Raw genomic sequence first — 15,685 nt, 5'->3', positions numbered from 1 at the left:
TCAGCAGTGTAAGTTTTACTTTCCCTATTACTGTGTTTCGTATGTGCAATTCGTATTTGATATACCTTAGATTACACACCAAAATCCTTTTTGTCAACAACTTATCTGAAAATTTAGATTAAACAAATTATTTTTTATGTATATTTACTGTCATGAGTGTGATGATATACTGTGAATATATTATATACGTAAAGAGATATTTGATGATGAAAGTAGGTGTATGACAATCGAAAATTCAAAAGATCATAGATTGCAATTAGAGGAAGATGCTCAAATTCAACAAGTTAAAGTCACGACTATTAAAGCAAACCCTTATCAACCACGTAAAACATTTGATGAAGAACGTTTAAATGACTTAGCAAAATCGATTAAACTTCACGGCATTTTACAACCTATCGTATTAAGAAAGACTATTACAGGTTATCACATTGTAGTAGGTGAACGACGTTACCGAGCGGCAAAAATAGCAGGGTTAGCAGAAGTGCCTGCAATTGTTAAAGCATTATCTGATGAAGATATGATGGAACTTGCCATTATTGAAAACTTACAACGCGAAGATCTCAATGTTATTGAAGAAGCAGAAAGCTATCGTCAATTAATGGATGATTTAAAGCTAACACAACAAGAAGTTGCAGAGCGTTTAAGTAAATCTAGACCTTATATTGCGAACATGCTACGTTTGTTACAATTACCTAAAGACGTATCGAATATGATCAGAGAAGGTACATTATCAGGTGCTCATGGGCGTACCTTATTAATTGTAAAAGACGCACAAAAAATGCGTCAAATCGCCAAGCAAGTCTCCCGGGAGTCTTGGAGTGTTCGTTATTTAGAACAATACGTAAATGAAAATTATAATGAAAAAAGTACAAAGAAAAAAACACAAGAAGTAGCTACGAAACCTAAGTTTATTCAACAACAAGAAAGACAACTTAAAGAACAATATGGTTCAAGCGTTTCTATTTCTACACATAATAAAAAAGGACACATCACTTTTGAATTTAAATCAGAAGCTGAATTTAAAAGGCTAATCCATCAATTAAATGAGAAATATAATAATGAATAACTTACTTCATATGTGAGGACTTAAACCCCTAAAATTTTAGACTGACTTGTCTAGGACACTGACTCAGCGTGCAGTCTTCGATTCGTGTGGTTCTCTCAGACGACTCGTCAAAATTTTGATGAATGTTAAATCACTAAAAAGGACATGTTGAACTCAAAATTCAACATGTCCTTTTTATATCAATGTTTCGTATTATAGTGCACGCTTTCTGTAGATATGGTTTGAGACTGTAGTCTTTAGATGCATACTATTCTCATAGAAGTCTTTCAAACAATATGCATAAGCCATGTGATGCTATTATTTTTTATAGACTAATTTACCGTCACAAATCGTTGCTTCAATTAAGTTGTTATCGAGTGTTACATCTTCTTCTAGTGGATTACGATTCAGTATGACAAAGTCTGCAACATGACCAACTTTAATTGTACCTTCGTAGTCTTCTGTATGATTCAAACGCGCTGCATCTGCAGTCATCTTTTTATATGCAGAGCTGCGAGATAAACGTTGGTGGGCACCAAGTATATCACCGTTTTTAGTTTTTCTATCAACAGCAATCTGGATAGATTCCAAAGGAGAAATTGGTGTCACTGGCGCATCAGTATGCAAAGTAAACAGCATGTTTTCATCTTCTGCCCATTTAACTGGGTCTAAATTGTTTGCTTTATCGCTACCTAAAAAGACATCACGGTGTAAGTCACCAAAATAATAAACATGATTAATAAAGAAAGAGCCTCCAATATGATGCTCTGCCATTTCTTGAATATCTGAATGCGTTGCAGTTTGTAAATGTTCAACTCTATTGCGTAAAGCGTTCGTTTTATACATTGCTGTATCTTTATAAGCTTCTATTACAGATTGGGCTGCATAATCACCATTTGCATGGGTAATAATATTAAAGCCTAATTGTTGAAAATGTTTAAATTTTTCTGTCATTACTGATTGTGACATTAAAGGTGCAGGTGGTGTTGCGCCATCTAAGTAAGTACCTCTTATAGAAGCAGTTTGTAATTGAATAGATCCGTCATTAAAGAATTTTACGCCGCCTAAATGACTCATACGGTTACTATGTTGTTGAAAAGTGCGATCGAGTGTTTCGGCATGTACGTCTTTAAATTCAGGATGTTTTTCTAGTAATTCATGCGTAATTACCCAGCGTGTACGGATACGTTGAGGTGCGTTTAAGAATGTTAATATACCTTCATAATCTGTGTAACCATTACCACCGATGAGTAAATCAGAAGTATTCGTTATACCGTTTTTTACATAATCATCAATTGCTAAATTCATACTATAAGCGAAACTATCTGCTGTAGCTTTAGGCAGTGCTGCTCTTAATTTAACAATCGCTGGCAATTCAATAAGCACACCGTTGACATAACCCTCAGAATCTCGTTCGTAATAACCACCTTCTGGGTTATCGTCTGTTAGTTCAATCCCCATAATTTGCAGTGCTTTTGTATTTACAGTAGCCATATGACCTGAGTAATGCATAATCGCAATCGCAGTATCTTGAGAAATTTGGTCTAAATCAAAGCGATTAGGATGGCGTTGTTCGGCTAAAGCTTTTTCATTATAACCGTAACCTATCAACCATCCGTTATTAGTTAAGCTATCCTTATTGTCATTAAATTTATTAATTAAGTCCGTAATGTTTAAAATGTCAGAAGCAGCACAGTTCACCATTAATTTTGTCGATCCATAGCCTGTTGGGTGACTGTGCGTATCTATAAATCCAGGTGTAATCCATTGTTGTTCCAAGTCTAGTGCCCTGTCATCCTCTACAATATCTTCTTGTGGCACAATGTCAGAGATGACACCGCCATTTAATATGAGTGTGCCTAAAAATGGTTCGTTATCTTCCATGTCCAAAATCATTGCATTTACTATTTTTGAAATTTTCAAAGTAAAGCCTCCTACGTGTCTTTTGTATCCATTACACATACTAATCTTGAAAAAAAGTAATTTCAATTGATAACATATTTTAAAGATTAATTTATTAGTTTAAAATATAAGTTTTTAAGTAGTATAAATTTCAAATTCATGTTATGTACATTTTTTTATTTTAAAAAAACAGAAAATAGTTACAAATTTATGTATCTAGAATGTGAATGTTGTGTGAAATAAGTTTGAATCCATTGTAAGTAAATGAAGTTCGTATAATAATGGGTATATAGAATAAATTAGGAGGGCCAATATGTTAACTCAAGAAGAGATACAAACAATTAAAGAAACAGTGCCATTACTAAAAGATAAAGGACAAACGATTACATCAATTTTTTATAAGAGACTCTTTGAACAACATCCAGAATTAAAAAATGTATTTAATCAAACTAACCAAAAAAGAGGATTACAATCTTCAGCACTTGCAATGGCTGTATTAGCAGCAGCTGAAAATATCGAAGATTTGTCACCGATTGTTCCAGCGATTATGCCAGTTGTATACAAACACTGTGCATTACAAGTTAAACCCGAACATTATCCAATTGTTGGTGAAAATTTAATATGGGCGATTGAAGAAGTGACTGGTCTTGAAGATGAAGATCCAATTATCCAAACATGGATTAAAGCTTATGGAGAAATTGCTGATGCGTTTATCGGCTTAGAAAAAGAAGTTTATAGCAATATGGCTTGGGATGGCTTCAAACCATTTGAAGTTACTGAAATCACTGAAGAAACTGAGATTATTAAAGCATTTACAATTAAATCAGATGATATTGATTTAAGTCAATTTGTTCCTGGTCAATATATTACTGTAGATATTACGAGTGACAAACTACCTTACCAAGCTAAGAGACATTATTCTATTGTTGATGGTGGTAAAGACTTCTTAACATTTGGAGTTAGAAAAGATGTTACTGAAGCGCATGAAGGTGAAGTATCAACAATACTACACGATGAAGTGTCAGTTGGAGATACGTTGAGCTTATCTGCGCCAGTAGGCGGTTTTACTCTAGCGAATAAAGAAAATAAACAATTATTCTTAGGTTCAGGTGTGGGTGTTACACCACTTGTTTCTATGTATAAAGAAGCGGTTAGTTCAGGTTTAGAATCAACATTCTTACAATCAACGTCTAATGCGCAAAATGTCGCTTTTGAAAACAAATTAAACAATATTTCTGACCAGTCTTCACTTGCACGTTTTGACACACATTTCCGTGATGAAGACGGCTTTATTGAAGTAGCACAACTACAACAATATGTAGATAATGAAACAGAAGTTTATATTTGTGGTGGTGATTCATTCTTAAAAGCAATGATTTCTGAATTACAAACAATCGGTATAGCAATGGATAACATTCACTTTGAAACATTTATTCCAAGACTTAGTTTTTCAGCATAATTATTAGATAAAATTGAATTTATTCATGAACTAGCGCCAATGACATTTAGTTGTTATTGGCGCTTTTGTCATTTGATTAAAGAATAAAATATGAGCTTACAATAATTAAAATAAGAAAAATATTTATAAAAAATAATAAATGTTGATGTAACGTGTTTTACAACGTTGTTAATGAAAATTACATTATTATAATTATTATTTAAAAATAATTATCGAAAACATTTTGAATACGCTATGTTAAGCGCTTACATTTAACGGAATTATACTGTTTTTAATAGAAACCATAGTTTAAAAGTACGCTTGACATAAAAAATTACAATGAGTAAAGTATGTATCATAATTATTTTCGAATAATTCTAAAGACTAAAAATAATATGAATTTTAAAAACAGAACATTAAAGAAAAGGGGATGAACCCATTAATGTCAGAGGAAAAAATAACATATGAGCACTTTAAAATCGACGCTTTTAATGACTTAGATATTTCAGATGAAACTAAAGGTGCACGTCAGGTTATCGCATGGGCGTATGAAATGTATGGTGATTCAATTGTTTATGCATGTAGCTTTGGTGCAGAAGGTATGGTTTTGATTGATTTGATTCATAGTGTTAGAAAAAATGCTGAAATCGTATTTTTAGATACAGATCTTCATTTTCAACAAACCTATGATTTAATCGATAGAGTGAAAACACGTTATCCAGAACTAAATATCAAGCTTAAAAAACCAGAATTAACTCTAGATGAACAGGCTGACCAGTTCAATTCAGCACTTTGGAAGAATGATCCTAATCAATGTTGTTACATACGTAAAATTAAGCCACTGGAAGAAGTGTTATCAGGTGCTACAGCTTGGGTTTCAGGATTGCGTAGAGAGCAATCACCAAGTCGTCAATTTACAAATTATGTAAACAAAGATGAAAGATTTAAATCAGTAAAAGTGTGCCCACTTATTCATTGGACGTGGGATGATGTATGGCATTATATTAAAAAAAATGATTTACATTATAATGAACTACATGATTTTAATTTTCCGAGTATTGGCTGCATACCTTGTACATCAGCAGTTTCAACTTCTGGAGACTCAAGGGAAGGTAGATGGAGTAATTCTAACAAGACAGAATGTGGTCTTCATACGACTGAAAAACCATGATTTAGATTAAGATTCTTTTTTTTACTATTATTCCTTAGTATACACATCGGATATGTATAGAATTAAACCATTATTTATATAACAACTATATTATGTTTAATTTATAGAATTGTCTTTAAGAAATACAATAGCATTAGAAAGATTAATCAACATTTTTACAAATGGTATACAAAACAAAAAGAGGTGAACTTGCGGTGAATTTATCTGTATCAAATAGTCCATTTAATGAGCATCAAGCAGACCAACTCAATCAGGTCGTTAGCATTTTAACCACAGAACAAAAAGTTTGGTTGAGTGGTTATCTTTCAGCATATCAAAACACTTTAGTCAGTGATGCTGAAGCACCACAGCAAGTAGCAGAATATGTATTAAATAGTGAGTCAGAAGACAATATTGATAGAAATATTACAGTGCTTTATGGCTCAGAAACTGGTAACGCGCAAAGTTTGGCAGAAATTTTTGCAGATCGATTAGTAGAACATAACTACACTGTGAAATTGACTGCAATGGACGAATTTAAACCTAAAGACTTGAAAAAAGTAGAAGATTTATTTGTGATTTCAGCTACGCATGGTGAAGGTGATCCACCAGATAATGCACTTACATTTCATGAATTTTTACATGGTAGAAAAGCCCCTAAATTAGAAGGTGTACGTTATTCAGTACTTGCCCTTGGAGATGAATCATATGAGTTCTTTTGCCAAACAGGTAAAGACTTTGATGCTAGATTGTCAGAATTAGGCGGCGAACGTTTAGTAGCAAGACATGATTGTGATTTAGATTTTGATGAGCAAGCAGAAATCTGGATGAATGAAAATATTCAACAACTCAACCAATCATCCAGTCATAAAGAAACAGTAATACTAGCAGAAACAGCACAGGATACAAAAGAAAAGCGCTATTCCAAGTCAAATCCATATGAAGCAGAAGTCTTGGAGAACATTAATTTGAACGGTCGAGGATCTAACAAAGAAGTAAGGCATATTGAGTTTTTACTAGATGACTATGGTGAAGCATATGAGCCAGGTGATTGCTTAGTCGTAGTGCCACAAAACAATCCTAATCTCGTGGCATTACTTATTGAGACTTTAGGTTGGCATGCGCAAGACGAAATTCCTATTAATTCCAATGGTGACAAGCTAACACTTGAGGAAGCATTACGAGACCATTTCGAAATTACTAAATTAACAAAGAATTTAGTGCTAAAAGCCTCTACATTATTTGAAAATACGACATTAACCGAGCAAGTAGAGGATGCGTTATGGATACAGAGTTACATAGAAGGTCGGGACTTAATCGATTTATTAAGAGATTTTCCGCCGAATCAATTTGATTCACAGTCATTACATCAATTGTTAAGAAAGTTACCACCACGAGAATATTCTATTGCAAGTAGTTTTCAAGCAAACCCAGATGAAGTGCATATTACAGTCGGTGCAGTAAGATATGAGGCTCACGAACGTCAACGTGATGGTGTTTGTTCCGTACAATTAGCCGAACGCTTACAGCCAGGAGATAGTATACCGATTTATTTGAAGAAGAATCCTAATTTTAAATTTCCATTTAGCGAAGAAACGCCCGTTATAATGATTGGCCCAGGTACTGGAGTTGCACCGTTTAGATCATATCTTCAAGAGAGAGAGGAACTAGGATTAACTGGTAATACATGGCTGTTTTTCGGAGAACAGTACTTTACTACAGATTTTTTATATCAAACAGAATGGCAAACTTGGTTAAAAGATGATGTATTAAGCAAATTAGATGTAGCGTTTTCACGCGATTCAGAAGAAAAAATTTATGTGCAACATCGTATTGCTGAACAAAGTGCAACATTTTACGAATGGATAATGAATGGCGCTGCATTATATATATGTGGTGATGAAAAACAAATGGCTAAAGATGTCCATGAAACGATTCGCTACGTATTAGAACAAGAAGGCGGCATGTCTGAAACGGATGCTGAAGCGTATCTTACACAAATGAAAAAAGAAAAACGTTATCAAAGAGATGTTTATTAAAAGAGAGGTAGGGATGATGTATGGCTGAAACGAATGTAAGCTTTTCTGACAAACTAGATGAATTAGAACGTATCAAAGAGCAGAGTAATTATCTCCGTGGCACGATTGTTGAAGGTTTAGCAGATAGAATTACTGGCTCGATTACAGAAGATGATACAAAACTTTTAAAGTTTCATGGCAGTTATATGCAAGACGACCGAGATATTAGAGATGAACGTCGCAAGCAAAAATTAGAACCGGCATACAGTTTCATGATTAGAGTACGCGCGCCAGGTGGTGCTTCAACTGCTGAACAGTGGATTGCGATGGATGATATTGCGAATACTTATGCCAATGGAACAATCAAACTTACGACAAGACAAGCATTTCAATTTCATGGCATTTTAAAGAAAAATTTAAAAAGTTCTATGCAAAGTATAAATCAGGCATTACTAGATTCTTTAGCAGCTTGTGGTGATGTCAATCGTAATGTGATGTGTAATCCAAATCCTTATCAGTCTCATGTACATGGAGAAATTAATCAAATTGCGAATGACATTAGTCGACACTTGTCACCGAAGACGCAAGCCTATCATGAAATTTGGTTAGATGGTGAGAAAGTATTAGATACGAGTGATGCAGAACCTGAGCCATTGTACGGTAAAACGTATCTTCCACGTAAATTCAAGATTGGTATTGCAGTACCACCTTCAAATGATATCGATGTTTATTCACAAGATGTTGGTTTGATTGCCATTATAGAACAAGACGAACTCGTCGGTTTCAATGTAACGATTGGTGGTGGCATGGGAATGAAACATGGCAATACAGCTACCTATCCTCAAGTAGGTCGGCTGATTGGCTATTTTCCTAAAGCAGAAGTTGTGGACGTTTGTGAAAAAATATTAACGATTCAACGAGATCATGGTAATCGTGAAGACCGTACGAACGCACGTTTTAAATATACAGTAGATCGCAAAGGCGTAGAGTGGGTTAAAAATGAATTAAACGCACGTCTTGGATGGCAATTAGAAAGTGAGCGACCATATCATTTTGACCATAATGGAGATCGCTATGGTTGGACAGAAGGCAGCGGTAAATGGCACTTCACGCTATTTATACAAAATGGTCGGGTCAAAGATACGGATGACTATAAATTAAAAACAGCGTTAAGAGAAATTGCTCAAATTCATAAAGGTGATTTTAGACTAACTCCTAACCAAAATTTAGTTATTGCGCATGTTTCTGACAGTGATAAGCCAAAGATAGAAAAAATCATCTCAGAATATAGTCTAACAGATGGCGAACATTATACAGGGTTAAGACGAAATTCTATGGCATGTGTTGCTTTTCCGACTTGTGGTTTAGCGATGGCTGAATCCGAACGTTATTTACCATCACTTATTGGAAAAATCGAAGAATTATTAGATGAAGCAGGCTTAAACGACGAAGAAATTACGATTCGAATGACAGGTTGCCCTAACGGATGTGCCAGACCTGCATTAGCAGAAATTGCATTTATAGGAAAGGGACCAGGAAAATATAACATGTACTTGGGTGGCGGCTTTACAGGTGATCGATTAAATAAGCTTTTTAAAGAAAATATAGCAGAAGCTGAGATTTTAGAAAGCTTGAGACCGATATTAATCCAATATGCGAAAGAAAGAACCGAGGGTGAACATTTTGGTGATTTCGTCATACGTGCAGGTATCGTAGACGAAGTTACAGATGGTCAAGTATTCCATAGTTAATAAATTGAGAAGGTGGTGGCAAGATGGGCAAAGTATTTTTAGTAGGCGCGGGTCCAGGAGATCCTGATTTAATCACAGTAAAGGGATTAAAAGCGATTCAACAAGCAGATATTATTTTATATGACCGACTAGTAAACAAAAAGTTATTAAGTCATGCATCGCCGAAAGCGAAGTTTATGTATTGTGGCAAAGATCCTCATCGTCATTCTTTACCACAAGAAGATACGAATAAATTGTTAGTGAATTTTGCGAAAAAAGGTCAAACCATTACAAGATTAAAAGGTGGAGATCCTTTTATTTTTGGAAGAGGTGGAGAAGAAGCAGAAATTTTAGCGGAACATCAAATTCCATTTGAAATTGTGCCAGGTATTACATCAGGTATCGCAGCACCTGCATATGCAGGTATCCCTGTTACACATAGAGATTATAGCTCATCTGTTGCCTTTGTTACAGGTGTGATTAATAAGAATATAGATAAAGATTCGTATTGGAAACATCTTGCACTCGGTCCAGAAACACTGTGTATTTATATGGGTGTCAAAAAATTACCAGAAATTAGTGAACTATTGATTAAACACGGACGTCCCATTGATACACCGGTCGCTTTGGTTCAGCTTGGTACATCAGAGAATCAAAAGACAGTGGTTGGTAACTTGATGAACATTGTTGAAGTTGCCAAAGATATTGAAAACCCAGCAATGATAGTCGTAGGTGAAGTGGTCAAATTAAGAGAACATATCAGTTGGTTTGAAGCGGGGCAATCACAAACGTCACTTGCGAATTTAACATATCAATAGAGGGGGTCTTAGTATGCGAGGCGTCTTATATGTCAGCCACGGTAGTAGAGTAGATGAAGCTGTTACAGAAGCTGTGAACTTTATTGAATTAGTTAAAAATCAAATCGATGTGCCATTACAAGAAACATGCTTTTTAGAATTAACACAGCCTAACTTGTCACAAGGCTTTCAGCGATTAGTCAATAAAGGAGCAACTGAAATTTCTGTGATACCCGTACTCTTACTAAGTGCAGGACATTATTTCAAAGATATACCGAAAGAAATTCAACGAAATCAGCAACTGTACCCACATGTCAAAGTTTCTTATGGAAAACCATTAGGAGTACAACAACGCTTAACTGAAATACTACATCAAAGAATTGAAGAAACACAGATGACACCTAATATAGATGCGAAAGTGTTGATTGTAGGTAGGGGGAGTTATAACCCTCAAACACAAAAAGATCTCTCGACAATCAAAGCGCAGTTACAAGATATAAATATTAATTTAGACATCGAAGTGTGTTATTTGGCTGCGTGTGGACCTTCATTTGAAGAAGCACTTCAAGATGCGGTCAATAAAGCACATTCACAAATATTTGTAGTTCCATATTTGTGGTTTACAGGTATTCTAGAACGTCATATAGCAACAACTATAGATGAATATCATGGAGAGCATGGCATTGTACTGTGTGACCGACTTGGCAACCATAGTCATTTACAAATTGCATTAAAAGAACGTGTAGAAGAAACATTTGAAACTGTAAACCAGTAACAGTCTTAATTACTCAAGATAGTAAGGAGTGACATAATGCCATTGATTCCGCTCATGATTGATATTTCAAACAAGAAAGTCTTTGTAATTGGCGGCGGTAATGTTGCAGAACGAAGAGTGAATACTTTAGTCGATTATGCTAAAGACATTCATGTTATTAGCCCCACTATTACTGAAAATTTGAAAGATATGGTACAGCGCTCAGCAATCAAATGGAGTGAAAAATTATTTGAAATCAACGATATCCAACAAGCAGATTTCATTGTTGTAGCGACAAATAGCGCATCTACAAATCAATGTGTATTGCAACATAAACCAAGTCACGCAATGATAAATATGGCTGGAGCAGCGACCTCAGGTGATGTGGTATTTCCAAGTATATTACGGCGTGGCAAGTTGACATTAAGTATTTCTACAAACGGTGCAAGTCCAGGGCTTACCGCACAAATTCTCGCTGAATTTCAACAACAGTTTACGAGTCGTTATGAAATGTATGTAGATTTCTTATATGAATGTAGACAACGCGTTAAACGTAGTCCGTTATCTTCATTAGAAAAGCAAAGATTTTTAAAATCAATTTTAGCAGATCGTTATTTAGAAAAAGATAACCAAAGAGATGTGGTTAAATGGCTTGATTCACTGAACTAAACACAATTCGGAAGGAGTATGACACATGTATAAGTTATTTATCTTCGCACTTGCAGGATTTCTCGCACAATTGATAGATGGTTCCCTTGGTATGGGATTCGGTGCATCTTCTTCCTCGATATTATTAACTTTCGGTATAGCGCCAGCAATCGCATCTGCAACGATTCATTTTGCTGAAGTTGCTACAACTGCTGCTTCTGGCACAGCACACTGGAAGTTTGAAAATGTGCACAAGCCGACAATGATTAAATTAGCAATTCCAGGCGCAATTACAGCATTTATTGGAGCGGCATTTTTAAGTCATATACATAGTAATTTAATTAAGCCTTTTATTGCTGTGTTTTTATTAACTATGGGTTTTTATATTTTATACCAATTTTTATTTAAAAAAGACAACAAAATACAAAAAGATGCAAGTAAAATAGGTCGTTACGCTATGATTCCACAAGGCGCAATAGCAGGTTTTCTTGATTCAGTTGGTGGCGGGGGCTGGGGGCCAGTCAACACACCATTGTTACTAGCTCAAAAAAAGTTAGAGCCAAGATATGCAATTGGCACGGTGTCTGCGAGTGAATTTTTCGTGGCACTCTCAGCATCAATTAGCTTTATTATCTTTTTAGGTTGGAGTCAGATTAATTTAGGTTTAGTGGTGTCATTGAGTATTGGAGGATTAATTGCAGCGCCTTTCGCAGCTTGGCTTGTTAAAATTTTACCGGTGAATATCTTAGCGGTTTGCGTAAGTGGTTTGATTATCTTTACTAATAGTAGTTCTTTAATCAGCGTTTTTGACCCAACACCAGTAATATCTATAACAATTAAAGTATCGCTTATTGTCATTTGGATTATTTTAATTACTTATGCTTTATATCAAAATAAAAAATTATCATTTTCAATTTCTAAAAATAAAGCAAATACGAATGAACTAGATTAAAACATAAAGGGAGTGTATAAGCATGACATTAACAACAGAAACGATTACAAATACGATTGAAGCACATGGTGGAAAACTCATTAACAGAGAAGTGAGTGACTTACTAAAAAAGGAATTATTGGCCGAGTCGAAATCATTATCTGCTATTACGCTGAATCCTTGGAGTTTGTCAGATTTAGAGCTTATTGCTATTGGTGGGTTCAGTCCGTTAACAGGATTTATGAATGAAGCAGATTATAAAAATGTAGTAGAAGAGTTACATTTAAGTAATGGCTTAGTGTGGAGTATCCCAATTACCTTACCTGTAACTGAAGATAAAGCAAAGCAACTAGAGATAGGAACACGTGTCGCATTATATGGTGAAGACGAACATTTATATGGCGTACTTGAATTAGAGGAGAAATATACGTACGACAAAGAGAAAGAAGCGCAACATGTATATGGAACTACAGACGTTGACCATCCAGGTGTGAAGAAAGTATATGAAAAAGGGAATGTCTATCTTGCTGGACCAATCTATTTATTAGATCGACCAAAGCATGACGATTTTGTAGATTATCATTTAGATCCTGCTGAAACAAGACAATTATTTAATGACTTGAATTGGAAGACAGTTGTAGGATTCCAAACAAGAAATCCAGTACATAGAGCACACGAGTACATACAAAAAGCAGCTTTAGAATCTGTTGATGGTCTATTATTGAATCCATTAGTTGGAGAAACAAAATCTGACGATATTCCAGCTGCTGTACGCATGGAGAGTTATGAAGTCATTCTTAAAAATTATTACCCGGAAAATAAAGCACGCTTAGTCATTTATCCTGCGGCAATGCGCTATGCGGGTCCACGAGAGGCGATATTACATGCGACAGTGCGAAAAAATTATGGCTGTACTCATTTTATTGTTGGACGTGATCATGCTGGTGTAGGTGATTACTATGGTACGTATGAAGCCCAAGAGCTTATTACTAAATATGAAGCAGAATTAGGAATACAAATATTGAAATTCGAACACGCCTTTTACTGCAAAACTTGTGAAAACATGGCAACAGCGAAGACATGTCCACACGATGCTTCGTCACATTTACATCTGAGTGGTACAAAAGTCCGCGAAAAGCTTAAAAATGGAGAATCACTGCCTAAAGCATTTTCAAGACCAGAAGTAGCAGAAGTATTGATTAAAGGCTTGCAAGAGAAATAATTTAAAGGAGTGAAGTGAATGAACACATCTCAACATATTACATGGCACGAATCTGAAGTTAAAAAAGAAGAAAGACAACGCCGTAACGACCACAAAAGTGTATTGATTTGGTTTACTGGATTATCAGGGTCTGGTAAATCAACGGTGTCTGTTGCGTTAGAAAAAGCATTATTTCAACGTCAGATACATACGTATAGATTAGATGGAGATAACGTCAGACATGGACTTAACAATAATCTTGGGTTTAGTCCAGAAGACCGTACAGAGAATATTAGACGGATTGGCGAAGTAGGAAAGCTAATGGTCGATGCAGGGTTAATCACTGTTTCTGCATTTATTTCACCTTATCAAGCGGATCGTGACACGGTACGCAGTTTATTGCAAACGGACGAATTTATAGAAGTGCATACATTATGCAGTCTCGAGGAATGTGAAGCGAGAGATCCTAAGGGATTGTATCAGAAAGCTCGAAGTGGAGAAATTGCTGGATTTACTGGTATCAGTGCACCTTATGAAACACCAGAAACGCCAGAAATAGTCATAGATACAGAAAAAGAAAGTATCGAGCAATCTGTAAATAAAATTGTTAACTATTTGAAGCTGTATCAATATATTTAGATAGATGAATTAAATATTGTGGCGTGTTGATTAAAGTATTAAAAAAAGACAAAACACGAAAGGGGAATATGGTTGGAAATCTTAAATATAATTGCTTATAGTTTGCTTATTATATTGATCTTAGTAGTGTTTTGTGGTGTTTTCCTAGTAAATAAAGGACAAGATAGAAATTATTTTATGCTAGAGTTCAAAGTGATTGTCCTAATATTATTCACATGCTTTATAGGTTTAGGTATAACATTAACCATTTTGGGGTATTTTGGAAAACTATAATAAATTAAAGTGTATAAGCGATTTATAATTGATGAGCATCTGTCTTTAATGCGGATAGTTTTATGGTCATGTTAAAATAATCATGTTATAGTATATGAATTAATTTCTAATAAAATCTTTCTTTGTGTCTACAGCAAAATATAATTATAGTGACATATCGGAAGTAAGGAAGGTTTCAGACATGCATAAATCCATACAAGATATATCTAAAATAGAACTTCATTGTCATCTCGATGGCTCAACAAGTATAGCGTTAATAAAGCAACTTGCTGCTGAACAAAATATAACTTTAAAAGAATCCTATTTGCTCGTAAGTGAAAATTGTGAAAGCCTAGATGAATATTTGCAGTGTTTTGATGAAATATTAAAAGTGCTACAGACAAAAGATAGTCTCAAAAGAGCTGTCGTAGATGTTGCACAACAGGCAAGTAAGGATAATGTAAAGTATATAGAAATTCGCTTTGCACCGTTATTGCATACTGAACACGACTTGTCGTTAGCAGATGTATTGGAAGCAGTCGAAGCGGGTGTCCAACTTGCAACAGAAACGATGGATATCAAAATTAATTTATTGGTTTGTGCAATGAGACAGCATGAAGCTACAGTGAATGAAGCGCTTTTCGATTATCTTGAGCAGAGAGATAGTGAAGTGGTGCGTGGAATTGATTTTGCAGGTCCTGAAGCAGCATTTCCACCAGAAGATATTCGTACCACAATTCAATACGGTTTAGATAAAGGGTTTAATCTCACTTTACACGCCGGTGAATGTGGATGTATGCATAATGTTATGGAGTCTATTAAATTAGGCGCAAAACGTGTGGGTCATGGTGTTGCCATTAATGAAAATGAAGCAGCGTTACAAGAAATAAAGCGAAACAATGTGATGTTAGAAATGTGTCCGAAAAGTAATGTTCAAACGAAAGCGATAAAGGATTTAACAGAATTAAATATACCTTACTTGTTAGAACAGGATATTCCTTTTATTATTAACACGGATAATCGTACGGTCACTCAAACCTCACTAAATGAAGAATATGCGTTATTGATGAAACATCAACTTATTTCTATTGAACAGATTGAATTTATCAATTTAAGAGCAGTTCAATATGCCTTTTTGTCAGATGTTGAAAAAGAAAATTTAAAATCAGTGATGTAATTA

General features: G+C 35.0%; 13 protein-coding genes and 1 other annotated feature (1 of these 14 running past the window's edge). Of the genes, 12 read left to right on the top strand and 1 reads right to left on the bottom strand.

Annotated features, from left to right (window positions below):
• Positions 1 to 40: a binding site (T-box leader), on the bottom strand (it extends 338 nt beyond the left edge of the window).
• Positions 41 to 220: 180 nt separating this feature from the next.
• Complete coding sequence (locus tag PYW44_RS12810; RefSeq protein ID WP_021339285.1) at positions 221 to 1,066, top strand: ParB/RepB/Spo0J family partition protein; 846 nt, start codon at positions 221 to 223, stop codon at positions 1,064 to 1,066.
• A 297-nt stretch (positions 1,067 to 1,363) separates the two neighbouring features.
• Here the strand turns inward: PYW44_RS12810 and PYW44_RS12805 are convergent, their stop codons facing one another.
• Positions 1,364 to 2,968, bottom strand: coding sequence for an amidohydrolase (locus PYW44_RS12805; protein ID WP_115075881.1), 1,605 nt, complete (start codon positions 2,966 to 2,968; stop codon positions 1,364 to 1,366).
• A gap of 292 nt (positions 2,969 to 3,260) precedes the next feature.
• Here PYW44_RS12805 and PYW44_RS12800 point away from each other — a divergent pair, with 292 nt between their 5' ends.
• From PYW44_RS12800 to add, 11 genes are all read left to right on the top strand, one after another.
• On the top strand, positions 3,261 to 4,406 hold the full coding sequence (locus PYW44_RS12800) for a globin domain-containing protein (protein WP_115075880.1): 1,146 nt from the start codon (positions 3,261 to 3,263) through the stop codon (positions 4,404 to 4,406).
• Between the two features lie 421 nt (positions 4,407 to 4,827).
• Positions 4,828 to 5,556 carry a phosphoadenylyl-sulfate reductase gene (locus PYW44_RS12795; RefSeq protein ID WP_021339282.1) on the top strand — a complete coding sequence of 243 codons (729 nt, stop codon included), beginning with the start codon at positions 4,828 to 4,830 and terminating at the stop codon, positions 5,554 to 5,556.
• A 161-nt stretch (positions 5,557 to 5,717) separates the two neighbouring features.
• Positions 5,718 to 7,574, top strand: a complete 1,857-nt coding sequence (locus tag PYW44_RS12790) for an assimilatory sulfite reductase (NADPH) flavoprotein subunit (RefSeq protein WP_226957289.1) — start codon at positions 5,718 to 5,720, stop codon at positions 7,572 to 7,574.
• Positions 7,575 to 7,594: 20 nt separating this feature from the next.
• Positions 7,595 to 9,304, top strand: a complete 1,710-nt coding sequence (locus tag PYW44_RS12785; protein ID WP_021339280.1) for an NADPH-dependent assimilatory sulfite reductase hemoprotein subunit — start codon at positions 7,595 to 7,597, stop codon at positions 9,302 to 9,304.
• Between the two features lie 23 nt (positions 9,305 to 9,327).
• A complete protein-coding gene (gene cobA, locus PYW44_RS12780) occupies positions 9,328 to 10,101 on the top strand; it encodes a uroporphyrinogen-III C-methyltransferase (RefSeq protein ID WP_021339279.1) in 774 nt (257 codons plus the stop codon).
• A 13-nt stretch (positions 10,102 to 10,114) separates the two neighbouring features.
• Complete coding sequence (locus PYW44_RS12775; protein WP_002506142.1) at positions 10,115 to 10,855, top strand: sirohydrochlorin chelatase; 741 nt, start codon at positions 10,115 to 10,117, stop codon at positions 10,853 to 10,855.
• A gap of 36 nt (positions 10,856 to 10,891) precedes the next feature.
• On the top strand, positions 10,892 to 11,503 hold the full coding sequence (locus PYW44_RS12770) for an NAD(P)-binding protein (RefSeq protein WP_002506141.1): 612 nt from the start codon (positions 10,892 to 10,894) through the stop codon (positions 11,501 to 11,503).
• A gap of 25 nt (positions 11,504 to 11,528) precedes the next feature.
• On the top strand, positions 11,529 to 12,434 hold the full coding sequence (locus tag PYW44_RS12765; RefSeq protein WP_002506140.1) for a sulfite exporter TauE/SafE family protein: 906 nt from the start codon (positions 11,529 to 11,531) through the stop codon (positions 12,432 to 12,434).
• A 22-nt stretch (positions 12,435 to 12,456) separates the two neighbouring features.
• Positions 12,457 to 13,635 (top strand): sulfate adenylyltransferase, encoded by a 1,179-nt coding sequence (gene sat, locus PYW44_RS12760; RefSeq protein WP_021339278.1) that lies wholly within the window; start codon positions 12,457 to 12,459, stop codon positions 13,633 to 13,635.
• Positions 13,636 to 13,653: 18 nt separating this feature from the next.
• Positions 13,654 to 14,253 (top strand): adenylyl-sulfate kinase, encoded by a 600-nt coding sequence (gene cysC, locus PYW44_RS12755; protein ID WP_002506138.1) that lies wholly within the window; start codon positions 13,654 to 13,656, stop codon positions 14,251 to 14,253.
• 454 nt (positions 14,254 to 14,707) lie between these two features.
• Positions 14,708 to 15,682 (top strand): adenosine deaminase, encoded by a 975-nt coding sequence (gene add / locus PYW44_RS12750; RefSeq protein WP_002506137.1) that lies wholly within the window; start codon positions 14,708 to 14,710, stop codon positions 15,680 to 15,682.
• Positions 15,683 to 15,685: the final 3 nt, after the last annotated feature.

Source organism: Staphylococcus equorum, from assembly GCF_029024965.1.
In the GTDB taxonomy this organism is placed as follows: Bacteria; Bacillota; Bacilli; order Staphylococcales; family Staphylococcaceae; genus Staphylococcus; species Staphylococcus equorum.
The sequence above is the reverse complement of the archived record's forward strand: the minus strand, read 5'-3'. Positions and strand labels throughout refer to the sequence as shown.